Origin of the sequence: Nocardia carnea (assembly GCF_029868855.1) — a bacterium.
GTDB classification, from domain to species: domain Bacteria; phylum Actinomycetota; class Actinomycetes; order Mycobacteriales; family Mycobacteriaceae; genus Nocardia; species Nocardia carnea_A.
In genome coordinates, this window is record NZ_JARWOV010000063.1 from 39,597 (window position 1) to 64,346 (window position 24,750).

Annotated in this window: 22 protein-coding genes and 2 pseudogenes; 13 read left to right on the forward strand and 11 right to left on the reverse strand. The window is 68.0% G+C overall.

The window, feature by feature from the left end; all coding sequences use genetic code 11:
* Positions 1 to 3: 3 nt before the first annotated feature.
* Positions 4 to 195, reverse strand: a pseudogene (gene tnpA / locus QH195_RS05465) (IS200/IS605 family transposase); the annotation flags it as partial.
* Between the two features lie 44 nt (positions 196 to 239).
* On the opposite strand from tnpA, the gene QH195_RS05470 reads away from it, so the two are divergent.
* Positions 240 to 971, forward strand: a complete 732-nt coding sequence (locus QH195_RS05470) for a hypothetical protein (protein WP_280434536.1) — start codon at positions 240 to 242, stop codon at positions 969 to 971.
* On the opposite strand, the gene QH195_RS05475 is transcribed toward QH195_RS05470, so the two are convergent.
* Together QH195_RS05475 and QH195_RS05480 are read right to left on the reverse strand one after the other, a co-directional pair.
* Positions 968 to 1,954 (reverse strand): phosphotransferase family protein, encoded by a 987-nt coding sequence (locus tag QH195_RS05475; RefSeq protein ID WP_280434551.1) that lies wholly within the window; start codon positions 1,952 to 1,954, stop codon positions 968 to 970. The two genes, QH195_RS05470 and QH195_RS05475, sit on opposite strands and share 4 nt — an antisense overlap.
* Before the next feature lie 26 nt (positions 1,955 to 1,980).
* Positions 1,981 to 3,282 (reverse strand): acyl-CoA dehydrogenase family protein, encoded by a 1,302-nt coding sequence (locus QH195_RS05480; RefSeq protein WP_280426287.1) that lies wholly within the window; start codon positions 3,280 to 3,282, stop codon positions 1,981 to 1,983.
* Positions 3,283 to 3,318: 36 nt separating this feature from the next.
* Here QH195_RS05480 and QH195_RS05485 point away from each other — a divergent pair, with 36 nt between their 5' ends.
* The 6 genes from QH195_RS05485 (at position 3,319) to QH195_RS05510 (ending at position 9,600) form a co-directional block, all read left to right on the forward strand.
* Complete coding sequence (locus QH195_RS05485; RefSeq protein ID WP_280426288.1) at positions 3,319 to 3,981, forward strand: TetR/AcrR family transcriptional regulator; 663 nt, start codon at positions 3,319 to 3,321, stop codon at positions 3,979 to 3,981.
* 60 nt (positions 3,982 to 4,041) lie between these two features.
* Positions 4,042 to 5,265 (forward strand): acyl-CoA dehydrogenase family protein, encoded by a 1,224-nt coding sequence (locus QH195_RS05490; protein ID WP_280426289.1) that lies wholly within the window; start codon positions 4,042 to 4,044, stop codon positions 5,263 to 5,265.
* A 289-nt stretch (positions 5,266 to 5,554) separates the two neighbouring features.
* A complete protein-coding gene (locus QH195_RS05495) occupies positions 5,555 to 6,499 on the forward strand; it encodes an acyl-CoA dehydrogenase family protein (RefSeq protein ID WP_280434552.1) in 945 nt (314 codons plus the stop codon).
* Between the two features lie 5 nt (positions 6,500 to 6,504).
* Complete coding sequence (locus QH195_RS05500) at positions 6,505 to 7,284, forward strand: enoyl-CoA hydratase/isomerase family protein (RefSeq protein ID WP_280434553.1); 780 nt, start codon at positions 6,505 to 6,507, stop codon at positions 7,282 to 7,284.
* Between the two features lies 1 nt (position 7,285).
* Positions 7,286 to 8,491: an acyl-CoA dehydrogenase family protein gene (locus tag QH195_RS05505; RefSeq protein ID WP_280434537.1), complete on the forward strand. Its 1,206-nt coding sequence runs from the start codon at positions 7,286 to 7,288 to the stop codon at positions 8,489 to 8,491.
* Positions 8,491 to 9,600 (forward strand): acyl-CoA dehydrogenase family protein, encoded by a 1,110-nt coding sequence (locus QH195_RS05510; RefSeq protein ID WP_348537343.1) that lies wholly within the window; start codon positions 8,491 to 8,493, stop codon positions 9,598 to 9,600. The genes QH195_RS05505 and QH195_RS05510 overlap by 1 nt, the downstream gene beginning before the upstream one ends.
* Before the next feature lie 150 nt (positions 9,601 to 9,750).
* Here QH195_RS05510 and QH195_RS05515 read toward each other — a convergent pair whose 3' ends face one another.
* From QH195_RS05515 to QH195_RS05540, 6 genes are all read right to left on the reverse strand, one after another.
* Positions 9,751 to 10,458, reverse strand: coding sequence for a histidine phosphatase family protein (locus QH195_RS05515; protein ID WP_280434554.1), 708 nt, complete (start codon positions 10,456 to 10,458; stop codon positions 9,751 to 9,753).
* Positions 10,459 to 10,660: 202 nt separating this feature from the next.
* A complete protein-coding gene (locus QH195_RS05520; RefSeq protein ID WP_280434539.1) occupies positions 10,661 to 12,358 on the reverse strand; it encodes a class I adenylate-forming enzyme family protein in 1,698 nt (565 codons plus the stop codon).
* Between the two features lie 65 nt (positions 12,359 to 12,423).
* Complete coding sequence (locus QH195_RS05525) at positions 12,424 to 13,617, reverse strand: FAS1-like dehydratase domain-containing protein (protein ID WP_280434540.1); 1,194 nt, start codon at positions 13,615 to 13,617, stop codon at positions 12,424 to 12,426.
* Positions 13,618 to 13,630: 13 nt separating this feature from the next.
* On the reverse strand, positions 13,631 to 14,614 hold the full coding sequence (locus QH195_RS05530; RefSeq protein ID WP_280434541.1) for an MDR family oxidoreductase: 984 nt from the start codon (positions 14,612 to 14,614) through the stop codon (positions 13,631 to 13,633).
* A gap of 173 nt (positions 14,615 to 14,787) precedes the next feature.
* Positions 14,788 to 15,564 (reverse strand): SDR family NAD(P)-dependent oxidoreductase, encoded by a 777-nt coding sequence (locus QH195_RS05535; RefSeq protein WP_280434542.1) that lies wholly within the window; start codon positions 15,562 to 15,564, stop codon positions 14,788 to 14,790.
* A 215-nt stretch (positions 15,565 to 15,779) separates the two neighbouring features.
* Positions 15,780 to 17,330 carry a class I adenylate-forming enzyme family protein gene (locus tag QH195_RS05540; protein ID WP_280434543.1) on the reverse strand — a complete coding sequence of 517 codons (1,551 nt, stop codon included), beginning with the start codon at positions 17,328 to 17,330 and terminating at the stop codon, positions 15,780 to 15,782.
* Positions 17,331 to 17,411: 81 nt separating this feature from the next.
* On the opposite strand from QH195_RS05540, the pseudogene QH195_RS05545 reads away from it, so the two are divergent.
* The 4 genes and pseudogenes from QH195_RS05545 to QH195_RS05560 form a co-directional block, all read left to right on the forward strand.
* A pseudogene (locus QH195_RS05545) lies at positions 17,412 to 18,533 on the forward strand (CaiB/BaiF CoA transferase family protein); the annotation flags it as partial.
* A gap of 452 nt (positions 18,534 to 18,985) precedes the next feature.
* On the forward strand, positions 18,986 to 20,254 hold the full coding sequence (locus QH195_RS05550; RefSeq protein WP_280434544.1) for an acetyl-CoA hydrolase/transferase family protein: 1,269 nt from the start codon (positions 18,986 to 18,988) through the stop codon (positions 20,252 to 20,254).
* Positions 20,254 to 21,021, forward strand: coding sequence for an enoyl-CoA hydratase/isomerase family protein (locus QH195_RS05555; protein ID WP_280434545.1), 768 nt, complete (start codon positions 20,254 to 20,256; stop codon positions 21,019 to 21,021). Before QH195_RS05550 ends, QH195_RS05555 begins: the two co-directional genes overlap by 1 nt.
* Positions 21,022 to 21,094: 73 nt before the next feature.
* The gene (locus QH195_RS05560; protein ID WP_280434546.1) at positions 21,095 to 21,532 is read left to right on the forward strand and encodes a hypothetical protein; all 438 of its coding nucleotides are present in this window, start codon (positions 21,095 to 21,097) and stop codon (positions 21,530 to 21,532) included.
* Between the two features lie 45 nt (positions 21,533 to 21,577).
* Here the strand turns inward: QH195_RS05560 and QH195_RS05565 are convergent, their stop codons facing one another.
* A complete protein-coding gene (locus QH195_RS05565) occupies positions 21,578 to 21,985 on the reverse strand; it encodes a hypothetical protein (protein ID WP_280419789.1) in 408 nt (135 codons plus the stop codon).
* Positions 21,986 to 22,057: 72 nt separating this feature from the next.
* Positions 22,058 to 22,975: a LysR family transcriptional regulator gene (locus tag QH195_RS05570; protein WP_280434547.1), complete on the reverse strand. Its 918-nt coding sequence runs from the start codon at positions 22,973 to 22,975 to the stop codon at positions 22,058 to 22,060.
* Positions 22,976 to 23,131: 156 nt separating this feature from the next.
* Between QH195_RS05570 and QH195_RS05575 the strand changes: the two genes are divergently transcribed.
* A complete protein-coding gene (locus tag QH195_RS05575; protein ID WP_280434548.1) occupies positions 23,132 to 24,193 on the forward strand; it encodes an LLM class flavin-dependent oxidoreductase in 1,062 nt (353 codons plus the stop codon).
* Between the two features lie 4 nt (positions 24,194 to 24,197).
* Positions 24,198 to 24,647, forward strand: a complete 450-nt coding sequence (locus QH195_RS05580; RefSeq protein WP_280434549.1) for a GNAT family N-acetyltransferase — start codon at positions 24,198 to 24,200, stop codon at positions 24,645 to 24,647.
* Positions 24,648 to 24,750 lie beyond the last annotated feature (103 nt).

The window sequence follows — 24,750 nt, forward strand, 5'->3', positions numbered from 1 at the left end:
GTTCTTCTGGTTCTCGACATAGCGTTTCACTACCTCCAAGGTCGCGCCGCCGAAGGTGGCGACGAAGTACGAGTTGGTCCACAGCGTGGATAAGCGAGACTCGAGGGAAGGGCACTCGGCTCGCAGGACACGGGAAGTGCGGCCCTTGATCTGCTCGACCAGACGGTGAATCCCGAACTGCGGGTCGCATGAGACGTTGTTCGACGCTGATGACATCGGCACCCGAATGGGATACGTCCATGCTGTATCTTGCCGGTCATGGGGGAAGTTGTGTTCGCTACACCTACCGGCTGCGCCCCGGCGCGCAAGCGGTGCGCGCCCTCGAAACCGAATGGCATCGCTGCCGGTTCCTGGGGAACGAAGCGGTACATCAGCAGTGCAGCGGGGGCAGACCGACGTTCGTGCGACTGTCGAATATGCTCACCGAAGCACGCGGCCGTAATGCCTGGTTGCGGGCCGGTTCGCAGGTGGTACAGCAGCAAATGTTGCGTACCTTTGCGCAGGCGCTCGATTATGGACAGGCCCCGTCGAAGGGCTACCAGCGGGCGAAACTCCAGGCCGCACGGCTGCACAAGAAAACCGCTCGGCAGAACACGCATGAGGCCCGGCAGTGGGCGCGGCGCGTCGTCGCTGATCATCAGACCATCGCAGTTGAGGACTTCAAGCCGAAGTTCCTCGCCCGTTCCACCATGGCACGGAAAGCGGCCGACGCTGCGATCGGTGCCGCGAAACAAGAGCTGATCGAACATGCCACGCGGGCGGGGCGAAAGGTGGTGTTGGTTGCGCCCGCGTACACGACCATGACCTGCGCAGACCGCGACCGGAACGCCGCTGCTGTAATTCCGGCGGCCACGGTAGAACTCGACCGTGCCAGTGCTGACGACGTGAGACATTGCGAGCCTCCTTCCGGGGCGGTCAGTGGTGCGGTCCGAGCCGGAAATCCCCCGGCTTCAGCCATGGGGAAGAGTTAAGACCTGTACTCCGTTGTTTCGGCGAGTTCGGCGGCCGACCGCATGAGTTCGGGCACGATCGGGCCGAAGGATTGCAGTTTCACATCATCGCCCGCGCGCTGGAAACCCTGTTCCAGCACGATGGCGAGCTTCCATTTGGCGAGTACCAGGTAGTAGTCGAGATCATCGACCTGGCGTCCGGACACTTCCGCATAATGCGCCACGACCTGATCGCGCGAGGGCATATCGCGCATATCCACATACCCGGAGTCGTCCGGTGCGGAGGTGTCCGCGGGCCAGCCCTGCACCATCCACGCCAGATCCAGTTTCGGATCGCCGACCGTGCCCATCTCCCAGTCCACGATCGCCGCCAGCCGGGCGGGCGCGCCGTCGCGGTACATGACATTGGCGAACTGATAGTCGCCGTGCATGAGACCCGGGCGGTAATCCAGCGGGCGGTGTTCGCGCAGCCAGCGGGTCGCGGTGCCCATCCCGTCGAGTTCGCGGCCCTTGATCCGGTCGAAGAAGCCGGTCCACCGAGCGACCTGGCGTTCGTGGAATCCGTCCGGCCGGCCCAGATCGTGCAGACCGCGGTCGCGCCAGTCCACATTGGACAACAGGGCGATACCCTCGGCGAGCTGGTACGCCAGGCCCGCGCGGGCGGCGGGATCGGTATCGAAGGGCGCCGGCCAGACCCGGCGATGGTCCATCGGGGACCAGCCGTCCACGAAACCCATCAGATAGAAGGTGCGGCCGAGTACGGCGGTATCGGTGCAGACGGCGACGGCGGGTGTGTGCGGCACATCGGTACCGTCGAGAGCCTCGATGATCCGCCATTCCCGCAGAATCCCCTTGTCCCGGTCGGCGGGTGCGTGCCCGGGCGGAATGCGCAGTACGCACCGGTGTTCCCCGCGGGTGATCTCGTAGATCTCGTTCTGCGTCCCGCCCGACAGAAACCGGGTCTGTAGCGGTTCGCCCTTGCCCGGAAGCCCGGACTCGTCCATCCAGTTCGCCAGTGGCGCGAAGTCGATCACAGATTGTCCGCCTCGTTGTTCAGGTATTCGGCGTACTTGGCACGGGCTGCCTCGAGCCGCCGGGGTATCCATTCGGTCGGCCAGTCGTCGTCGCTGGGCCGGTAGTCGCGTAGCACTTGTTTGGCGACGGTCATCTTGTGGACCTCGGTGGGCCCGTCGGCCAGTCCCATCACCCCGGCGCCGTGGATCATGGTGAAGAACGGCATCTCGTTGGTGGTGCCCAGGGCGCCGTGCACCTGCATGGCCCGCCAGGCGATATCGTGCAGAACGGCCGGCATCACGACCTTCACCGCGGCGATATCCTTGCGAACCTTCTTGTAGTCGTTGTATTTGTCGATCTCCCAGGCTGTGTGGAGCACCAGCAACCGGAACTGTTTCAGCTGGGCGTAGGAGTCGGCGATATAGCCCTGGACGAATTGTTTGTCCGAGAGCCGGCTTCCGGCGGTTTCCCGGCTCAGGGCCCGTTCGCACATCATGTCGACGGCCTTCTGCGCGAGTCCGATCGTGCGCATGGCATGGTGGATCCGGCCACCGCCGAGCCGGGTCTGGGCGATCACGAACGCCTGGCCTTCGCCGCCGAGCAGGGATTCGGCGGGCACCCGGACATTGTCGTAGTGGATGAGTGCGTGGGAGCCGTCGTCGATCGGTTCACCGGCCAGACCGATATTGCGTTCGATCTCGATACCGGGGGTGTCTGCCGGCACCAGGAACATCGACATTCCCTTGTAGGGGCTGACGTCGGGATTCGTCACGGCCATGACGATCAGGAACGCGGCAGTCCGGGCATTGGAAGAGAAGAACTTCCGGCCGTTGATCACCCAACCGTCACCGTCGCGTTCGGCCCGGGTACGGAACAGTGTGGGATCCGCGCCGGCGTGCGGTTCGGTCATCGAATAGCAGGAGAACAGTTCGCCGTCGAGCAGCGGCTGCAGATACTCCTGCTTCTGGGCTTCGGTGCCGTAGTGGGCGATGATCTCGGCGTTGCCGGTATCGGGGGCCTGGCAGCCGAAAACGATGGGCGCCCAGGAACTGCGGCCCAGGATCTCGTTGAGCAGCGCCAGTTTCAGCTGCCCGTAACCCTGACCCCCCAGTTCCGGACCCAGATGGGTAGCCCACAGGCCTTGTTCCCGCACACGTTCCTTGAGCGGATCTATCGCTGCTCGGCGGGCCCCCTCGAGCGGTACGAACTGTTGATGCGGCCAGATCAGGTCCAGTGGCTCCACCTCGTCCCGGACGAAGGTATCGGCCCAGTCCAGCTTCGCCTGGAAGTCGGGTTCGGTCTCGAAATCCCATGCCATTTGCGCCTCCTCTCGTTGAGTGAGAATATCCTTCTTGTGGACAAGAATGCAATTCTTCCGGAGTCGGGGCTGGTCGGGCGGATCGCCCGGAAGGCGGTGGCCGAACGTGAGGCCGAATATGCCGGCGAGATCCGCCGGCTCCTGGATGCCGCGCTCGAGCAGGTGCGGCGGGGCGGTCCGAATACGCGCCCGCGAGTCGCCGATATCGTGGCCGCCGCCGGGTTGTCCAACGACGCCTTCTATCGCCATTTCCGGTCGAAGGACGCGCTGATGGCGGCCGTGCTGGCGGACGGGGCGGAACGGCTCGCCGACTATGTCGCGCACCGGATGTCGAAGGAGTCCGGGCCGGAGCAGCGGGTGCGGAGCTGGGTGGCGGCGATCCTGGCGCAGGCCGAGCCGGCCAGTGCGGCCGATACCCGGGCGGTGCTGTGCCAGACCGGTGCGCTCGGCGTGGATCTGGTGTCGGGACAGGCCGGTTCGGCGCCGCAACGGCTCGCGGTCCTGCTGCACGAGCCGTTCGTGGAGCTCGGGGTGCGGGATCCGGAACACTGTGCGGGGTTGGTTGCCTACGCGATCGTCGGCAAGTTGTCGGAGTACCTCTGGTCGAATACCGAGCCGATGCCGGAGGAGGTCGAGCGATCGGCCGCGTTCTGCCTCTCCGCGGCCGCCGCTGAGGCCGGGAGGGCCCCGTCGCGATAGGGTGCGACCCCAACCCGGTAAACATTGCAATCCTTGTTAGGATTGACGTAATGTACGCCCATGGACTTCACGATGGGTGCGACCGCCGGGGAGCTCCGCGGCGAGCTACGCCGGTTGATCGCCGACGAGGTCCCGGCCGGCTACCTGGGTGCCTTCACCGAAGATCCTGCGGATCTCGCTGTCGCTCAGCGGTTCTGCGCGATGCTGGCCGAACGCGGTCTACTGTGCCTGGCCTGGCCGGAGGAGTTCGGCGGCCGCGGCGCCTCGATCTGGGAACAGACCGTGGTGCGTGAGGAGATGTGGGCACAGCACGAACCGCGCGGCGCGCAATATATGGGCGTCAACTGGGTCGGGCCGACCATTATGCGGCACGGAACGCCCGAACAACAGCGCAAACACCTGCCGCCGATCGCTCGCGGGGAGGTCATCTGGTGCCAGGGGTTCAGTGAGCCCGAGGCCGGATCCGATCTCGCATCGCTACGCACCACCGCTCGGCGCGACGGTGACGGCTGGTCCATCTCTGGGCAGAAGATCTGGACGTCCTACGCCACCATGGCGCAATGGTGTTTTCTATTGGCCCGGACCTCCAGCGAAGGACGTAAACAGCAGGGGCTCACGGTTTTTCTGCTGCCGATGTCCGATCCGGGAATAACCGTCCGGCCCATCGACGCGATGCTCGGGCCGCATCACCTCAACGAAGTATTCTTCGACGGCGTCCGGGCCACCGAGGCCGATGTGCTCGGCGAAGTGGACAACGGCTGGTCGGTCGTGCAGGAGGTGCTGGCCTTCGAGCGGGTCGGTATCGCCCGCTACGCCCGCTGCGAACGGCTGCTGCACACCGCGCCCGACGTCCTCGGTGAACTCTGGGACGATATCCCGGAGACGTTGCGCGGCCGCTGGGCCCGCATGCTGATGCGCTGCCGGCGGGCCCGGCTGCTGGCCTATCAAGTGCTCTCGCTGCAGAGTTCGGGCACGGTCGCCCCGGGAGACGCGGCGGCCTATCGGATCGCGGTGACCCGGCTCGATCAGGAAAGTGCCGAAGTGCTGGTGGAACTGGCCGCCGTCGTACCCGCGGACACGGACGGCCGGCGCCGTTTCCAGCGCGCCGTTCACGATCACTGGCGCTACGCCAATGCCGCCACCGTGGCCTCCGGAAGTATCGAGGTACAGCGCATCCTGCTGGCCCGGGAACTGCTCACGGGCCCGGAGACCGGGCGATCCGGCCGGACGGCGGCCGGCCGCGCGAACAACCGCGGGCCGGTGACCGGGCAGGCCCGGTCGTGAGCGGTTCACCCCGTCGCGACAAGCAGGCGGCACCCGGTGCGAGGGCCGATCGAGACCCGGGGTCCGGATCCGGGCGATCGAGTCGGCACCGGGTCCGGGCTCGCGGTGGGACGGACGAACGTTCACGGGCCGGTCGGATGCGAACAACGCAGGATGATATGCGTGCTGCCCACAACCGGCAGGGGTACCGCGTGCGGCGGAGGAGGACAGCGTGAGCACACCCAGTCAGCGGGATACGCGCTCCGGCGCCCCCTGGTCCGGAGTGATCACAGGCGGGGACGTTCACGAGCTGCGTCTCGAACCGGCCCCGGAGACCCAGGAATTCGGGCACGAGGTGGTGCGGGCGCTCGCCGCGGCCGGGGGCGATGAACTCGTGCAGCGGGCGGAGCGTTCGCCGGACAGCCGGGGGCAGATGGTGGAGCCGGTGCTCGCCGAACTCGGCGCCTGGGAACTGGCGCCGCGGCGTGACCCGGTGGAGCTCGAGGCGGCCGCGGCGGTATGCCGCGCCAGCGGGTACTGGGCGGCTCCGTACCCGGTGGCGGAGCGGCTGGCCCGGCCGGACGACCGGGGTTACGACGGGCTGATCGTCGTCGCCGGGCCGGAACCCGCGGGCGCGGTGGCGGGTATCGCCCTGCGCTGGGCGACCGTATCCATGGCGGGTGCACGCGGGACCGCGACCCCGTCCGGGTCCGCGCAGTCCGCGCGGGAATCGGCATTCGTCGTCCCGTTGACCATCCGGCCGGCGGACGGCGACGGCACCGCGGACCTGGCGCTCGCGCTGACACTGCCGTGCTGGACTCTGCTGGGCATGCTGGATCGAGCCCTCGAGCTGACCCGCGCCCACGTGCGGATCCGGGAGCAGTTCGGGCGCCCGCTGGCCGAATTCCAGGGTGTGCAGTTCCAGCTCACCGATGCCGAGGTCGAGCGGAGGGGAGTCGACCTGCTGGCCCGGTACGCGCTGTGGAGCATTCAAACCGGGCGTCCCGAAGCGCTCGACGATGCCCTCGCGCTGCGCCTCGCGGCCATCGAGGCAGCCGATATCGTGTTCCGGGTGGCGCACCAGCTGCATGGGGCGGCCGGGTTCTGCGATGAGACCACGCTGTCGTGGCTGTCCCGCTACAGTCTTCCGCTGCGTCGCCTGCCGTTCGCCGCCGTCGGTACCGAGCAGGCGTTGACCGGCCGGATCGGCCGACGCGGGCTGGTGGGCCTGTTCTCCGACCCGATGGGGGTATGAGGTATATGCGATACGACCTGCCGGACGTCCTCACCGTCACCGGTGCGGGGCCGATCCGCACCGTCACCATCAACCGCCCCGGCGAGCTGAACGCGGTGAACGCCGACCTGCATCGGGCGCTGGCCCAGGTGTGGCGGCAGCTGGCGGCCGATACCGAAGCGCGGGTGGTGATCCTGACCGGTGCGGGCCGGGCCTTCAGTGCCGGTGGCGACCTGGAATGGATCACCTCGTTCCTCGACGATCCGGTGGCCCGCGACGAGAGCATCCGCGAGGGCGCGGAAATCATCGAGGAACTGCTGCGCTGCCCGCTGCCGGTGATCGCCGCGGTCAACGGCCCGGCGGTCGGGTTGGGCGCCAGTATCGCGATCCTCTGCGATATCGTCCTCATCTCCGATCACGCCCATCTCGCCGACCCACATGTGGCGGTCGGGTTGGTGGCCGGCGACGGCGGTGCCGCGTTCTGGCCGCTGCTCACACCGATCCTGCGCACCCGCGAATACCTCTACACCGGCGACCGGATCGACGCCGCCACGGCGGTGGAATTCGGGCTGGCCAGCCGGATGGTGCCCGCCGACGATCTGCGCACGGCCGCGCACGCCCTGGCCGAGCGCTTGGCGAAACAACCGCAGAACGCGCTGAGCAGTACCAAACAAGTGGTGAACATGTACCTTTCGCAGGCCCTGGCCGGTCCGCTGCAAGCCGGATTCGCGGCCGAAGTGGTCACCATGCAATCCCCGGAACACCGGGAACGCCTCGAAGCCCTGCGCGAACGGACGCGGCGATAACGTGGGCGTCCAGGGTTCGACCGATCTCGCGGAGTTCCGTGCGACAGTGCGGGAATGGTGCCGCACGCACGTCCCTGCCGAGTGGCGCACCACCCAGACCGGTGCCACCGACGCCGAGTTCGTGAGCTTCCAGCAGAGCTGGTTCCAGGAGCTGCGTGCCGCCGGGTACGCCGTCCCGCACTGGCCACGCGAATACGGCGGCGGGATGCCGATCCCCGAACAGATCGTGCTGTACCAGGAACTCGCCGCGCACGACGCGCCCCGGCTGGTACTGGCGTTCGTCGCCATCCACCACGCGGCCGCCACCCTGCTGGCCGGTGGGACCGCGGAACAGCGGCAGCGGCATCTGCCCGCGATCCTCGACGGCGAACTGTGGGTGCAGGGGTTCTCCGAGCCGGGCGCGGGCTCCGATCTGGCCGCGCTGCGCACCGCCGCCCGCCGCGACGGCGACGACTACGTGGTCACCGGCCAGAAAGTGTGGGCCAGCGGCGCCCAATACGCCGACTGGTGCCTGCTGCTCGCCCGCACCGATCCGGAGGCCCCCGAACGTCAGGGCATCTCGTATTTCCTGATGGATATGCGCAGCCGCGGAATCGAGGTAAAGCCCATCCGGCAGGCCACCGGTGAATCGCATTTCTGCGAGATCTTCCTCGACGAAGTGCGGATCCCCGCCGTGAACCTGCTCGGCGCCGAGAACCGCGGCTGGCAGCTGGCGCAACAGACCCTCGGCGCCGAACGTGGCCTCACCATGCTGGAACTCGCGGAGCGTCTCGGTAACGCGGGGTTCCGCCGGCTGATCGATGAATGCCGGAAAACCGATGCCCTCGGCCGGTCCGCCCTCGACGATCCCCGGACGACCGACCGGCTGGCCCGGCTCGAAACCGAGCTGACCGGCCTACGCGCCCTCTGCCGCGACCTGGTCGAACGCCACGACGCCGGCACCGTCGGACCCGCCGACGCCTCCGTCGTCAAGCTGTACTACAGCGAACTCCTGCAGCGGATGACCGATTTCGGTGCCGAAATCAGTGGGCTGCCCGGCCAGACGGTGCTGCGCAAACCGATGTCGGGTGGCTGGGAGTCCGGCGCCTGGGTGCTGGATTTCGTCGGCTCCTGGGAATGGACGATCCCCGGCGGCAGCAGCGAGATCCAGCGCACGATCATCGGTGAACGCGGCCTGGGCCTGCCCAGAGAACCGGCGAGAGCATGATGAGCGACGATTTCGGCGAGTTCCACGACGACCTGCGCACTGTGGCGCGCGACCTGCTCGGCAAGGCCGGCGCCGCGGCGGTCGATTGGTCTGTCCTGGCCGGTGCCGGGTGGACCGGGCTCGAGGTCACGACCGAATTCGACGGGACCGCCGCAACATTCACCGAGACGGCGATCCTGCTCGAAGAGATCGGCCGCGCCGCGGCCCGCACCCCGTATCCCGCGGTCGCCGCGGCGGGTATCGGCGCCCTGCGCTTGCTGGAGCCGAATACCCGCCGCGACGTCGTACTGCGCGAAACCGTCGCAGGAACTGCGCGCCCCGTGGCGGTACTCGCTGGAAATATGGTGCCGGCGGCCGGCGGCGAAACGGCTTGTGCCGGCACCGGAGGCATAGTACCCACCTTCGAACTGGTCCAAACCGGTAAGGCGCTCCTGTTGTCGGGATCGGCGGATTTCGTGCTCGACGCCGCCGCGGCCACGGTTCTGCTCATCCCAGCCCGGGCGGCCGACGGGACCCTCGGCACCGCCCTCGTGGCACCCGGTACCGCCGGGCTGGAGATCACCGGACGGCCGGTCGTCGACGAGACCCGCTCACTCGGTGAGGTCACCACCGACCGTGTGGTTCTGGCACCGCAGTCCTTCATCCGGTTCGCGCCCGGCATCGCCGACCCCCTGCGTCACCTCTACGACCGTGCCGCCCTCGCGGTCGCCTGCGACAGCCTGGGCCTCGCGGCCGCCGCGCTGGACGCGACCGTCGACTACACCCGGGTCCGCGAACAATTCGGCCGCCCCATCGGTTCCTTCCAAGCCGTGAAACACGCCTGCGCCGATATGCTCGTGGACCTGGCCGTCGGCCGGCGACTGATCGCCGCCGCCCTGACCGCCCTGGCCACCGGGTCCCCTGACAGCAGCCGGTCGGTGAGCATGGCGAAATCGTTCACCGGCGAGGCAGCGGTCCGGATCGCCGGTAAGGCGATGCAGTTGCACGGCGGAATCGGTTACACCTGGGAAAGCGGAATCCACCGCTACCTCAAACGTGCCACTCTCGACCGCACCCTCTACGGCTCACCCGCCGACCACCGCCGCATGCTCGCCGCGCGTTATCGGTGACCCGGCCGGGACACGACAACGCGGCGCGCCGAAGTCACGCCTGCCGGGCGGATCGGGTGCTCTGCTCATCGGTCCCCGGATCACGCCGACTACCGGCCATGGCCCCCGAGCGACTGCGCACAGACGGCCGGGGGTCGACCGGTGTTCTGGTCAGCCGGCCGGGGTGCCGTCCCAGGAGACCAGCCGCCAGCCCTTCTCCGGCGTGCCCTTCACCACCACCCGGCCGGTGTTCTGCAACGGATCGCTGCGCAGCTTGCTCGGGTCCGGGTCGGCGACGGAGAGGAGTGTCCAGATCATGATGGCACCGCCGTGGGAGAAGATCATCGCACGCTTGCTGCCGCGGTTCTGGATGTCCTGGATGGAATCGTCCATCCGCTTCTTGAACTCGTGGCCGTCGATCGAGCCGGGGATGCGGGCATCCAGGTTGCCCTGTATCCACTGGACCGGTGCTTCGAAGTAGCCCTGGCCGGCCTCGTGCTCCGGCCGGCCCTCGTAGATGCCGGCCTCGATCTCGTGGAGACCCGGCTCGACGGTGACCGGACGATCACACCGGTCCGAAGTCGGCTCGGCCGTCTGCTGGGTGCGGACCATCTTCGACGCGTAGATACCGTCGAATTTGCAGTCCGCCAGGAGCTCGGCCGCTGCGGCGGCCTGTGCCCAGCCCTTGTCGGTCAGGCCGGGGCCCGGGGTCGATGTGTCGATCAGGCCGGAAGCGTTACCGGCCGATTCGCCGTGGCGGATGAAGGTGAGGAACATTTCACCGGTTTGCGGCGCGGCGACCGCGCTACCGCTGCCGGCTACGAGGATCGCCACCGCCGCGATGATCGCTCCGATCATCGCGGACAGGCGGGATTTCATCAGATACACAGGGACTCCTCCGGGTGGATACGGGCCACGCTGGAACGTGATCGCGGCCACAACCGGGACGCTAGGCGCAGCGTGAACGGATCCCAAGATCCTTTCCCGCTGGATGGCATCCTCGGTACCGGACGCGATATCGATGCCACCCGGCGCCTGCCTGCATCCCGGGGTGCTCGCCCCAGGGCGCGGCCTGGCCGGTCTACTCGTCGCCGAGGCGTCGAGCCGCCAGCGTACGGAGATCGCTGGATTTGATCTTCGAGCTGCCGGTGAGGGACAGATCGGCCTCGGTGAAGAACAGGACTTCGCGGGGGACCTTGTAGCCGGCGAGCTGGACGCGTAGATGGTCGCGGATCGCGGCGGCGTCCAGGTTGTGGCCGGTGTGCGGGACGACGCAGGCCACGACCATTTCACCCAGGGTCTCGTGGGGGACGCCGACCGTGCGGCCGATCTTCACACCGGGGTACTGGGCGAGTACCTCGTCGACCTCGAGCGGGGAGACGTTCGCGCCGCCGGTTTTGATGATGTCGGTGAGCCGGCCCTTCCAGTACAGCCGGCCTGCGTCGTCGAGGTATCCGCCGTCGCCGGTGTGGAAATAGCCGTCCTCGTCGAGGGTTTCGTCGAGGGGTGTGCCGACGTAGCCCAGCATGAGCGTGGGACCCTTGACGCAGATCTCGCCGTTCTCGCCCCTGTTCAGGATCGTGCCGGTCAGCGGATCGGTGATCTTCACGGTCACTCCGGGCAGGGGAACCCCGCTGCTCCCGGCGATCGTCTCCTCGGGCGTGCAGGCCGGGAAACAGGTGGTGATGGTGAAGGTTTCGGTATTGCCGTAGGCGTGGCCGGGTTCGGTCCAGTCGGTGTCGATGGTGGGGTGGGTGGCCAGCGGGAGGTCGCGGTCGACGAAACGCAGGCTGCTCAGGTCCACGGTGTCCCAGTTGGGGGCGCCCCGGAGCTGGGCATGCTGGTGCGGCCAGGACACCGGGAACGTGACCCGGTGCGACTGCATCAGTTCGAGGGCTTCCTCGGCGTCGAATGTCGATTGCAGGATCAGCGTGCCGCCGGCGGCGAGGGTGGCGCCCAGCGCCTGGCCGAAATTGCCGGACCAGAAGAAGCCGTTGGCGGTCCAGCAGCGGACCTCGTCGTCCGGGCCGAAACCGAACATGCGGCGGAACCGCCACAGCTGGATCGTGACCCCGCGGTGCGCGCTGCGGATACCCTTCGGCTTGCTGGTGGTGCCGGAGGAGAAGAACAGCACAGCGGTATCGCTGGGTTGCACGGTCGCGGCCGCCGCGGTGATCAGCGCGGGATCGGTGTCCGCGCCGCGGGCCAGGAAATCACCCCAGCTCTCGATCGCCGTTCCGGGAAGCGGATCACCCACGACCGCGGCGTACCGGAGGAACGGATAGGCGGTCGAGGCCACGGTACCGGGCTCGGCGGTATCGAGTTGCGGTTCCAGTCCGGTGAGCACCTCGCCGAAATCCGTTTTCGCGACCCGGCGTTCGAACAGCAGCACCGACACCCCGGAGATCCGGAGCAGATGGTCGAGCTCGGGCCGGGTGGAGAAGGTACTCAGCGCCACCGCGACCCCGCCCGCGAGAGAGGTACCGAACACCGCCGCGAGCCATTCGGCGCGGTTGGTCATCAGCACACCGACGCGGCTGTCCTTGCCGACCCCGCATGCCCGCAGCGCCCGCGCCACCTCGTTCGCTCGCTCCCACAGGTCCGTGTAGGTCCATTCCACGCCGTCGGCGGGGGAGATCAGCGCGGTCCGATCGGTGTAGGAGCCGGTGACCTCCCGGAGGAATCCCGGCAGGGTGAGCGTGCCCAGACCGGCTTCTTCGGCCAGGGGCGGGCCCGCGACGATCGCCGGGGCGGGAGTGTGCTGGGTCCCGGTGCTCATGCCGGTGTCCTCTCTGATGGTGCTCCGCATGCGGCGCACGGATGGTGCTGTGGAGGGATCGGCGCCTACAGCGGTAGCTCGACCTCGGCGGTGCAGGAGACCAGCACACCGCCGTCCTGGTTGGTGAGTTTCAGCTTCACCTGGACGAGCGGCACACCCCAGCTCGATTCCGGTGTCTTGTCGACGATCTCGGCGTCGAAATAGGTGACATCGCCCTCGAACGCCGGCCCGCGGAAATCGGCCTTGGTGTGCCGGACCATACCGTCGTTACCGGCCCAGTAGGCCAGGTAGTCCGTGCACCACGCACCCATCGTGGCCCCGTATCCGTAGGCCCGGGCCATTCCGACATCACTGGCCTTGTCGGCGTCGATATGGCCGCGGGAGGGCCCGACATACAGGCCGTCGCGTAACCGGGGGTCGATTTTCGCGCCCTCTTCGTCGAATCCGAATCCCTCGGTCCAGCCCGGATCCTGGTAGACCCACGGATCCTCGATACCTGCGGGCGCCGTCCACCGGAAGGTACCCCAGATATTGAACAGGAACGCCCGGTACTCGGTGGTGAAGCCGGCGATACTGTGCGGCCCGATCACCCGCCGCGGGAGTTTGTCGCCGACCTTCACCTCGTCGAAATGCGGTGATACACCGAGCCGGTTCGACATGAGCCATTCCGTACGCAACGCGTCGACCTCGGCGAGTTCGGCGGCCGTCCATTTCTTGATCTCGCCGAGCTGGTTCTCGTACATTCCGCGCTTGTTGGCTTCCTCGGCGAGGTAGCGGATGGCGGTGGACCGTTCCTTGGCGACGAGTGCCCCGTGCTGGTTGCGGTGGACGGTATCGCCGCGGGAGAACATGGTGGGCCCGGCGAATTTGGTTTCGGCCACCTTGTAGTCGTGGAACCGCCGTTCCTGGAACAACTGGTCACCGGGCCGCACGGGGCAGCCGTAGAACCACCATTCCTCCCCGCCGAAGATCAGGTGGCTGTTCGGGATACGCCCCACGCAGGCCGGTGCCGCACCGTGACCGTAATCGAGGGCGACCGCGATCGACTGTGGTGCCACGAGTCCGCCGTAGCGGGATTCGCGGGCGAACTCCTGATCCCAGTGCAGCGGGTTCGGGTAGTCCATGGCCATCACCCAGCGGCGGATATCGGAGGTGCTGCACGGATCCCACAGCTGGCCGCCGCCGATGGGTTTGCCGACACGATGGTCGACATCGCTCAGGTCGAGTTCGACGGTCGGTTCGGTCGCCTTTTCGGTCACGAGAAACTCCTGCTCAGCGGTTCACATCGACAACTATGCGGCCGCGGACGGTACCCGCGAGGAAACCACCGGCCGCCTCGATCGCCTCGCCGAGGGAGATCTCCCGGGCGATCGAGTCGAGTACGGCGGGGTCCAGATCGCGGGCCAGGCGACCCCAGGCGTCGAGACGTTTCTGGAGGGGCGCCATCACACTGTCCACGCCCAGCAGCGAGACGCCGCGCAGGATGAACGGGGCGACGGACGCCGGGAAATCCATGCCCTGGGCCAGCCCGCAGGCGGCCACCGCGCCGCCGTAGCGGGTCTGCGCGGCGGCATTGGCCAGGGTGTGGCTGCCGGCGGTGTCGACGACACCGGCCCAGCGTTCTTTCTGCAGCGGTTTGCCCTTTTCGGCGAGTTCGGCGCGGTCCACGACCGTGGTGGCGCCGAGCTGCTTCAGGTAGGCGTGCTCGCCGGCCTTGCCGGTGGCGGCGGCGACGGTGAATCCGGCCTTGGTGAGCAGGGCGATGGCGACACTGCCGACCCCGCCGGTCGCGCCGGTGACCAGGATTTCGCCGGCGTCCGGGGTGAGGCCGTGGTTGTGCAGCGCGTCCACGCAGAGCGCGGCGGTGTAGCCGGCGGTGCCGATCGCCATGGCCTGACGCTCGCTGAATTCGGCGGGCAGCGGGATCAGCCAGTCGCCGTCGAGCCGGGCGCGCTGGGCGAGGCCGCCCCAGTGGGTTTCGCCGACGCCCCAGCCGTTCAGAACCACCTTGTCACCGGCGGACCAGCGGGCGTGGCTGCTCGCGGTCACCGTGCCGGCCAGGTCGATACCGGGAACCATCGGGAATTTGCGCACCACGGGGGAGGCGCCGGTGATCGCGAGGGCGTCCTTGTAGTTGAGGGTGGAATAGCCCACCTCGATCTCGACATCGCCCTCGGGCAACTGGGCCTCGTCGACGTCGGTGAGTTCGACCTGCGGGCCGTTTTCGCCCTTGTCGATGACAACTGCGGAGAACATCGGTGATGTGGTCCTTCCTCGATTCGTTCGGGATACCGTGCCGTTCCAGCATCTCGAACGGCAACAGCTCGGTGGACGGGTGCCGGTCCGTTCGCAGTTGAGAATTCAATTCTCTAATTTCAAGAATTATATTTCCAGCCGCGATTATCGCTGTCAACACCCGGCCCGCGGGGTCAGCGCGCCGTCCACCCGCCGTCGACGACGATGGTCTGCCCGGTGACATAACGGCCCGCATCGCCGGCCAGCCAGGCAACCGCACCGACCATGTCCTCGGCGGTACCTTCGGTGGGCAGCGGAATATTGCGCCGCAGGTACTCGGCGCCCCGCTCGCTGTCGTACAAACTGCCGGTGATCTCACTGCGGAAGAACCCCGGCGCCACCGTGTTCACCCGGATCGAATGGCGTGCCCACTGGACGGCGAGTTCCGAAGTGAGGCCGGATAATCCGGCTTTGCTCGCGGCGTAGGAAGCCTGCGGAATACCCGGCACACCCACCCGGCCGCTGATCGAGGAGATGTTCACTATCGATCCACGGCCCAGATCCCGCATATACGGGAAAACCTGCTGCGCCAGCAGCAGCGGCGCCACCAGGTTGAGGTCGAGGGTGCGCCGGATATCGTCGAGCGGCTCGGATTCGGCACGTTCGGTGCCGAACCGGTTGCCCGCGGCGTTGACCAGGATCTCCGGCGGGCCCAGCTTCTCGGCGATCTCCGGGACGAACTCGGCGATCGCGGACGGGTCCGAAAGGTCTGCGCTCAGCGCGAGCCCTCCGATGTCTGCGGCCAGCGCGTCGAGCCGATCGCGCCGCCGCGCCACGACCGCGACCCGCGCGCCGAGCGCCGCCAGTGCCCGGCTCACTGCCGCTCCGAGCCCGGACGAAGCACCCGTGACGATCGCGACACGTCCGCTCAGGTCGAAGGATCGCAATGCCGCCGTTCGCGCGCCGGCCACGGTGTGCTCGCCGGGTATCGGCGCGGGCCCCGTGCCTCCGGCCGGCTCTGCTGTTTCCGGTCCCGGCTGCGGCTGCCCGTGTATCCCGGGTCTGCGTGAGGGCCGTGCCTCGCGCCGCCGCGCTGTCGTCTCCTTCCCTGTTTCGCCCATTCCGGGATTGCCGAGCGCGGACGAAAATGCTGTCGGGCGCTGTGGCGCCGCCGGGTCCGGCCCGCTCATGCCGTGTCCGCGCGGGAGATCAGGTCGGGTAGCTGTGCCCGCACCACCTTGCCCATGGCGTTGGTGGGCAGGGCCTCGACCGCGGCCCATACCTCGGGCACCTTGTAGCCGGCGAGTTCGCGCCGGCAGTGTTCGGCGAGTTCGGTGAAATCCACGGCCGCTCCGTTCGTCTGGATCACTGCCGCGACCTGCTGACCGAGTCGTTCGTGCGGTATCCCGCAGACCGCGGATCTGCCGACCGCGGGATGAGTGTCGAGCACTCGCTCGACCTCGAGCGGGTAGATATTCGCACTCCCGCGGATGATCACCATTTTCTTCCGGTCCAGCAGGGTGAGCCGGCCGTCCGAATCGACCGTACCGATATCGCCGGTGGCGACCGGGCCCGCCGGTGGTGGTTCGATCTTGCCGCCGGCCCAGTGCCCGAGCAGCGGGCGCCACAGGTTCGCCCACGCGCCGTCGGTTCGGGCCGATAGTCGCAGTTCGCCTATTTCGCCCGGTGCAAGCCGTTTTCCGCGGTCGTCGTAGGCCGCGACGTCGTAGTGCGGCAGCACCGTGCCGCTCGTTCGCGGTCGCCATTCCGCACCGGGTGGGTCGATCGACACCACGGTCGGCGCCTCGGTGAGGCCGTAGGTCACCCGCGGCACCAGGCCGTGCGCGGCGGCGAATGCCTCGCGGAGTCGATCCGGGGTGTCGCTACCGCCGCTCCACACCTCACGCAGCGAACCGAGATCCAGTTCCGGGCGGGCGGCCAGATCGTGGAGCTGGGCGGGCGCCCCGTTCCAGACGGTCACCCTCCGGCCGGCGATCCATTCGGCGACCCCGGCCGCATCCCGGCGATCCATGATGACTGCGCAGCCGCCTGCCTGGGCGGTGAGCAGTGTGGACAACACGATCATGTTGAGGATGGTCAGCGGGAAGCTGTCGCCTTTGCGCAGATCCGGGCCCCAGTCGCGGGTCGCGACCAGAACTGCGCCGGGCAGCAGCATATTGCGCTGACTGTGGACCACCGCCTTCGGTCGCCCGGAGGTTCCGCTGGTGAATGCGATACCGGCGGGTGCGTCGAATACGGTCTCGACCGGCGGTGCGGTGGGCGCATCCTGAGCTGCTGCCCACCGGGTGGTATCCACCCGGGCCGGTGTGTCGAGTAGGCAGCGGGGGCCCGCCAGAACGACCCGCGGTTCGATCAGATCGTGCAGATACTGTTGTTCGGCCCCGGCCATCGCCTCGCCGATACCCGCCCAGATCGCTCCGATCCGCTGAGCGCCGTGGAATGCGGCGACGATATCGAGGTCGTTGGGCAGGCAGGCCGCCACCCGGTCGCCGGGGCGTACGCCGAAGGACCACAGTGCCGCCGCAGCGGCATCGGCGTGCTCATCGAGTTCGCGGTAGCTCCAGACGCCCGACGCCGCCTCGATCGCTGGGGCGTCCGGACGCACGGTGAGAGCCGGCTCCAGTAGCGCCGCGATGGACGCCGGCAGCTGCGCCACGCGGCCGGTCTCGGGGTCTCCACCGCCGGAAGCGACGTTCTCGCCATTGAAAATGGGCACCTGTACTTGATATCACTATCCTTACAAAGATTCATCAGATAGCCGTCGATTTCTTCGCGCGGCCCGGTGAAGGTAGGGCATATGCAGCACACAGGGCCGCTGGCCGGGGTCCGGGTCGTCGATCTGACCGCGATGGTGATGGGTCCCTACTGCACCCAGATCATGGCCGATATGGGCGCCGATGTGATCAAGGTGGAACCCCCGGCCGGAGACAACACCCGCTACATCTCGGTGGGTCCCGAGGAGGGAATGGGTGGGGTCTTCGTGAATGTGAACCGTGGTAAACGCAGTGTGGTCCTCGATCTGCGGGTGGATTCGAACAAGGCGGTGCTGCGCGAGCTGATCGCCGAAGCCGACGTCTTCATCCACTCCATGCGCGGAAAAGCCGTCACCGCATTGGGTTTCGGATACGAACAGGTGGCCGAGACGAACCCGGCCATCGTGTACACCAACTGCTACGGCTACGGCCGCCGCGGCCCCGACGCCGACCGCACCGCCTACGACGACACCATCCAGGCCGAATGCGGGTTGCCGTATGTGCAGCAGTTGCTGACCGGCGAACCGGGTTATGTCGGCACCATCATGGCCGACAAGGTCGCCGGGATGACCGCCCTCTACGCGACGATGATGGCGCTGTTCCACCGCGAACGCACCGGCGAAGGGCAGGAAGTCGAGGTGGCCATGTTCGAGACCATGGCCGCGTTCATGCTGGTGGAACACGCCAACGGTGCCCTTTTCGATCCGCCCCTCGGCACTGCCGCCTACCCGCGCGCGGTCACGAATGAACGCACCCCGTACCGCACCGCCGACGGGTACATCTCCGCGCTGGTCTACAACGACAAACAGTGGAACGCCTTCATCGGTGCGGTCGATCCGCCCTGGGCGGGCCCCGAATTCGCGACCCTCGCGCAGCGCGCCGCCCGGATCGGCACCGTGTACGCGCACCTACGCGAAACCTTCCGCGGCCGTACCACCGCGGAATGGCTGGTCCTGCTGAACTCCCTCGATATCCCGGCCGCGCCCGTGCACACTCTCGACGAACTACTCGACAACCCGCACCTGACCGCCACCGGCTTCTTCGAAACAGTCGAAACACCTACCGGCCCGGTGCGTTTCCCGGGACCACCCACCTGGTTCTCGCGCACCCCTGGCCGGGTTGCCGGCCCGGCGCCCCGACTCGGTGAGCACACTCCGGAAATTCTGGGCGGTGGTTCCGGAACCCCGGCATCGCCGGACTCGGCGCGGGCCGCATGGTCCGCACGAGCCGAACGGTCCGGCTCGTTTCCGCGACAAGCCGCCGGTCCGGCAGAAGCCACCGGGCCGCTGGGGCCGGGACTTTCCGCCTGGACGGCGGAGTCCCCCGGAGCCGCTCATCCACCGGATGCCGAGGGTGCCGGAGGTGCCGGCGGCTCTGCGGGTTCCGTGCGCGCGGGTGCGCCCGGTTTCACCGAGCCGTCGGGGTTACCCAGGCCTGTGCGATCCGGGATTACCCGGGCGCCGAGTTCGGCCGAAACGGTCCTGCCCAGTGGGCCGGTGGAGCCCGGCTCCGCGGGATCGTCGCGATCTTCCGCGGCAGCCGCGGGGCATGACGCAAGGATGGGCGCGGGCGGGCCGGCCGGCGTGCGGGACGTCGGCACAGGCCGAGCGGATCGCCGGTGACTACGGTCGAGGCCGGCGAGCTGGACCTGCGCCGATACCTGCGGCCGGGCGACCGGATTGTCATAGGTCAGGCCTGCGGGGAACCGAGCACCCTCATCGAGACGCTGATCGCGCAGGGGCGTGAGATCGGGGGACTGGGCGCCTTCGTCGCCACCAGTTTCTCGGGCATCTTCACCCCGGAATCCATCGAATCGTTCGCGCTGTCGAGTATGGGGGCGATCGGTTCGCTGCGCACCCTCGCCCGGGCGCACCGACTCGGCATCATCCCGTGCCATGTCAGCCGGGTGGGACCGATGATCGAAGCCGGAACGCTGGGCTGCGATGTGGCTTTCGTACAGGTCAGTCCCGCCGACGAGAGCGGCCGGCACAGTTTCGGGCTGATCGGCGACCACACCCGGGCGGCGGTGGACCGGGCGCGGGTGGTGATCGCCGAGGTCAACGAGCGAGTGCCGTACACGTTCGGTGAAGGGTTGCGTGCCGAGGAGATCGATTGCGCGGTGCGGGTCTCGCGCAGCCCGGTGCAGGTCCCGCCCGCCGCGATCGGCCCCACCGATGAAAAGATCGCAAAATATATCGCCTCCTATATCGAGGACGGTGCCGTGCTCCAGGTGGGTGTCGGTGCCGTACCCGACGCCGTGCTACGCCTGCTGGGCGACCGCCGGGACCTGGGGCTCCATTCCGGGATGATCGGTGACGGTGTGGTCGACCTGATCGAGGCCGGTGCGGTCACCAACGCGCGCAAGCCGATCGACCCGGGCGTCACAGTGACCGGCGCCCTCATCGGCACCGACCGGCTGTACCGTTTCGCCGACCGCAACCCCCAGGTGCGGCTGTGCCCGACGTCCTACACCCACGACGCGGCGGTACTCGCCGGACTCGACCGGCTGGTCACCCTCAACTCCGCCATGGAAGTCGATCTCACCGGTCAGGTGAACGCCGAGCAGAGCGGACCGGCCTACCTGGGTGGGACCGGCGGCCAGGTCGATTTCGTCCGGGCCGGAGCCCGCTCGCGCGGCGGGCATGCCGTGATCGCGCTGCCCGCCACCGCGAAAGGCGGCACCGTCAGCCGGATCACCGCCCAGCTGTCGGGTCCGGTGACCACCGCACGCAGCGATGTGGATCTGATCGTCACCGAATTCGGTGCCGCCGAACTCGCCGGCTGCCCGCTCGCCGAACGCGCCCGCCGGCTGATCGCTATCGCCCATCCGGATTTCCGGGAAGACCTGGACCGGGCCGCTTTCGAGATCGCGCGAAGAGGATTCTGATGGCCGACCCCGTATTGTTCGACGCCCGTCCCGACGGGATCGCGGTCATCACCCTCAACCGGCCCGACCGCCGCAACTGCCTGGACAAAGAGATCCGGGCGGGACTGTTCGACGCCTGGGACCGGTTCGAACACGACCCGTCTCTGGGGGTCGCGATCCTCACCGGCGCGGGACGCAAAGCCTTCTGCGCGGGCGGGGACCTGGCAGAAATGGTCGAAACCCGCATGGGCGAACCGCCCCGCGATATGTTCCCGCTGCCCTACGACACGATCGAACTGTCCAAACCGACCATCGCCGCGGTCAACGGCGCAGCCTTCGCCGGCGGCTGGATGATCGCCCAGGCCTGCGACCTGTGCGTGGCCAGTACCACCGCCACCTTCGCCGTCACCGAGGTGAAGGTGGGCCGCAGTTCCCCCTGGGCGGCCCCGTTGATCCATATGATCCCGCAGCGGATCATGATGGAAATCCTGCTCACCGGCGACCCGGTCACCGCGCAGCGTGCCTACGAGATCGGGCTGGTCAACCGGCTCGCCGACCCCGGCGAACTGTTGGACACGGCCCTCGACCTGGCCGGCAGAATCCTGGCCGGTGCACCACTGTCGGTACGCGCGGCCCGCGAAACCGTCATGCTGGCGACCGAGATGGGCCGCTCGGCGGCCTTGGCGGCGGCCCGGCACGCCGCCTCCCGCGCCTACCGCAGTCGCGACGCCCAGGAAGGCCCCGCCGCGTTCGCGCAGAAGCGACCGCCGCGCTGGACGGGTGCATGATTCATATCGGGAACCGACGCCATTCCGGCGAATCCCGGTGTGTCCGAGTGTCTTATCGAGCAATATCCCAGGCGTGACGCTCAGACGAATTCATCGAACAGTCCTCATGGCCGCCGTCGCCGCCGCGACCTTCACACCTTTCGCCCTCGCCCCGGCGGTGGCGGACGCGCCGTTCCTCGCCCCGGAGGTGACCTTCGCCGGCACGGCACCGGGAACGGTGACCGCGACTCTGCACAACCCCAACGACCGCGGGCAGTGCTGGGCCGAGGCGGGCGTCGGCCCGGAGAACAACCATGTCTTCTTCGGTGAGTCCAAACCGGAGTCGCTGGCGAATCCCGGCCAGACGGTGGAGACCTCACTGACCGGCTTGGAGCCCGGGTCGACGATCACCGCCCGCGGCGGATGCGCCGATACCAGCCCGGCGGGCGGTTACGTACTGGGCGAAACGGTGACGGTCGCCGTCCCCGGCACCGTACCTGCCTCGGGCAGCAGCTTCGGCGGCCAGCGGTAGTCCTACCGACGAACGCGGGCCCTGACCGGTTTCAGCGGCCGAATTTCAGAAGACCTCGGCCGAGAACCCATCGGCGTCGCGGACCCGGAATATATCGTGGAGCACGGTGGTGACGATGTGCACGATCTGCTCGCGATCGAGTCGGGCTTCGTCCGGGCGTAATTCGTAATTGGGCTCGCCCGCGACGAACCCCAGCTCGGACAGTAGTGCGAGCTCCCGCTCGGTGAACCCGGCCGGGCCGGTGGGGTTACGGCGGCGCAACCGCTGCACCAGCGTTCGGTGCCGCGGGCCTGCGGGGTCGGCAACCTCGAGATGGAAGACGCCCCGGGATTCGGCGAGCCATTGGACCGTGCCGGGCCCGGCGCTGATCACCACCGTGCCGTGCCCGGTGTCGCCGCCGATCTCGATGGAACGGTCCACCAGGTCCCGGACTGCCACGCGTAAGGAGTGCATGGTCGGAGTATGGATCGCCGCGACGAAACGCGACAGGGGCGAACTCGCCGAGCCGTGGTCGAGGCTGCGGCTCTACGCACTCTGTGGCGGGTCGCGTAGCCATTTGTTGTCTTCAGCGCAGCGACGGGCGGTGGCGAGGACGTTGGTGATGGCGGGTGAGGGATCGTTCGTGGGCCAGAGCACCGAGAGCTCCGCCGGGATCGGCGGATCGACGATATCGCGGAGAATGATGCCGGTACCGGTTTTCGCGGCATGTTCGGCGAACGAGGCAGGAGCCAAGCCGATCTCGCGTCCGCCGGCGAGCCGGGCGAGCATCGCGTACACCGGTGGTTCTTCGAACGCGCAGATCTCGGGCGAGAAACCGGCTTCGTGGAATGCGGCGACGATGCCGTCGTAGTAGGCCGGCGCGAGGTGGCGAGGGAACAGCAGCAGTGTCTCGTCGCGGAGGGCGGCCACCGGAATCCGCGGTGTGCCGGCGAGGCGGTGGCGAGTGCTGAGAAGTGCGGAAACGGGTTCTCTGCGCAGGATCTCGCCGGCGACCTTGTCGACGAGCTGCGGTGCGAGGGCGAGACCGATGTCCAGGTCGCCGGACCGGAGCCGTCCGGGAATCTCGGCGCTGAAGAACTCTCGAGCGTCGATCATCAGATCGGGGTGGTCCTCGCGGAGCGTATCCAGCAGTGTCGTGAGCGTGTCGAAGCCGGTGACCGGGGTGTAGCCCAGCCGGATCGTGGTCGCGATCCCGGACCCCGCCAGCCGGGTGAGCTGCACGGCCTGTTCCAGCGCCGCCAGTGCTTTCGGCGCTTCGCGAACCAGTGTCCGGCCTGCGGCAGTGAGCTGTACCTGCCGGTTCGAACGCACGAACAGCGGGGTTCCGAGAGTCTCCTCGAGTTTGCGGATCTGATGGCTCAGGGACGGCTGGGCGATGTAGAGACGGCCGGCCGCGCGGCCGAAGTGGAGTTCTTCGGCTACGGCCATGAAGTAGCGGAGCAAACGCGGGCTGATATCGATAGACGAATCCTATCGTTTCCTGGTCGAACAGGTCTTGGACGTCCGCTGGATGGTCACCGTACGGTCGTTTCCAGGCCACGGGGACACGACCTCGCACCGTGACGACGGACCCAACGAATGTCCCGAGGGAGTTCCAGGATGGATGTTTCGCAGCTCGAGTTCGGAATCGACAGCTTCGGCGACCGCCCCCGCAACGACCGGGGTGAGATCGTCTCGCACGCGCAGGCGATCCGCGCCGCGGTGACCGAGGCGGTGCTCGCCGACGAGGTCGGCATCGACGTGGTCGCGCTGGGCGAGCACCACCGGCCGGAGTACGCGATCTCCAGCCCGGAAACGGTGCTGGCCGGTATCGCGACCGCCACGAAGCGCATCCGGCTCGCTTCCGGCGTGACGGTGCTGTCCTCGGACGACCCGGTACGGGTCTTCCAGCGTTTTGCCACCGTGGACGCGCTCTCCGGCGGCCGCGCCGAGGTGATCCTCGGACGAGGTTCGTTCACCGAGTCGTTCCCACTGTTCGGGTACGACCTGTCGGATTACGACGTGCTGTTCGAGGAGAAGATCGACCTGTTCCACCGGCTCCTGGACGAGACACCGGTCACCTGGCAGGGCACCACCCGCGCCGCCCTGCACGATGCGGACGTGTATCCGAAAACCGAATCGGGACGTCTCGATACCTGGGTGGGGGTCGGCGGATCACCCCAGTCCGTTCTTCGCACCGCCCACTACGGGTTCGGGCTGATGCTCGCGATCATCGGCGGCGCTCCCGCCCGGTTCGCTCCCTTCATCGAGCTGTACCGGCGGGCGCACGAACAACTCGGCACCACCCCACAGCCGGTCGGGATGCACTCACCCGGCCTCGTCGCCGACACGGACGAAGAGGCGAAAGAACTCTTCTACCCCGGGTATCGGGAGATCCGCGACCGTATCGGTGCGTTGCGCGGCTGGCCACCGCTGCGCCGGGAAGAATTCGACGCCGAGGTGGCGCACGGGTCGCTCTACGTCGGTTCGGCGGAAACGGTCGCGACCCGGATCGCCCAGGCGATCCGGGTGCTGGATGTGGGCCGGTTCGACATGATCTACTCGGCCGCCGGCACCGTTTCCGCCGCCGCCCGGCTACGTTCGGTCGAGCTGTACGGTACCCAGGTCATCCCGCGTGTCCGTGAGCTGCTGGCCGAACAGCCCACTTCCGTGGCGGGGTGACACGATGACCACATCCTCGCCGCATCACCGAAAGGACAGCCGGATGGCCGAGGGATTGATCGACAAGACCGGTGCGTCGGTGACGGTCGAGCTCGAAATCGCCGACCCGATCAGCTCTTATACCGTGCGCCTTGCCGACGGGCCACCGGCCGGCAGGGCCGATTTCGTGGAATCGCCCGGAGCGGCCGCTGAGCGGATCTTTTTCCACACCGAAGTGGACGAGGAGTTCGGTGGGCGGGGTCTGGCCGGGCTGCTGGTGCGCGAGGCGCTGGCGGACAGCATTCGCAAACACCTCACCGTCGTGCCGGTGTGCCCGCTGTTCGCCCGTCATCTGCGGACGCACGGTGATGAATTCGTCGCGGGGGGGGGGGGGGTTGGGGGGGCCGCCCCCACCCCCCACACCCGGGGGGCAGGGGGGCCCGGGGGCGGGGGCTCCGGGTACAGCGATTTCTGATGGGCCCGGTGGTGGGTGGAAGGGCGGTGCTGCTGCTCACCGACCGGAGTCGGCCGGTACCGGCCTGAGCCGGACCGCGCCGGGGTCGCACGAACTGTTCCGG

Coding starts and splice junctions, on each gene's coding strand:
- QH195_RS05470 (WP_280434536.1), top strand. CDS start 240: ATGCTGTATCTTGCCGGTCATGGGGGAAGTTGTGTTCGCTACACCTAC.
- QH195_RS05475 (WP_280434551.1), bottom strand. CDS start 1,954: ATGGACGAGTCCGGGCTTCCGGGCAAGGGCGAACCGCTACAGACCCGG.
- QH195_RS05480 (WP_280426287.1), bottom strand. CDS start 3,282: ATGGCATGGGATTTCGAGACCGAACCCGACTTCCAGGCGAAGCTGGAC.
- QH195_RS05490 (WP_280426289.1), top strand. CDS start 4,042: ATGGACTTCACGATGGGTGCGACCGCCGGGGAGCTCCGCGGCGAGCTA.
- QH195_RS05500 (WP_280434553.1), top strand. CDS start 6,505: ATGCGATACGACCTGCCGGACGTCCTCACCGTCACCGGTGCGGGGCCG.
- QH195_RS05510 (WP_348537343.1), top strand. CDS start 8,491: ATGAGCGACGATTTCGGCGAGTTCCACGACGACCTGCGCACTGTGGCG.
- QH195_RS05515 (WP_280434554.1), bottom strand. CDS start 10,458: ATGAAATCCCGCCTGTCCGCGATGATCGGAGCGATCATCGCGGCGGTG.
- QH195_RS05520 (WP_280434539.1), bottom strand. CDS start 12,358: ATGAGCACCGGGACCCAGCACACTCCCGCCCCGGCGATCGTCGCGGGC.
- QH195_RS05530 (WP_280434541.1), bottom strand. CDS start 14,614: ATGTTCTCCGCAGTTGTCATCGACAAGGGCGAAAACGGCCCGCAGGTC.
- QH195_RS05555 (WP_280434545.1), top strand. CDS start 20,254: ATGGCCGACCCCGTATTGTTCGACGCCCGTCCCGACGGGATCGCGGTC.
- QH195_RS05565 (WP_280419789.1), bottom strand. CDS start 21,985: ATGCACTCCTTACGCGTGGCAGTCCGGGACCTGGTGGACCGTTCCATC.
- QH195_RS05575 (WP_280434548.1), top strand. CDS start 23,132: ATGGATGTTTCGCAGCTCGAGTTCGGAATCGACAGCTTCGGCGACCGC.
- QH195_RS05580 (WP_280434549.1), top strand. CDS start 24,198: ATGACCACATCCTCGCCGCATCACCGAAAGGACAGCCGGATGGCCGAG.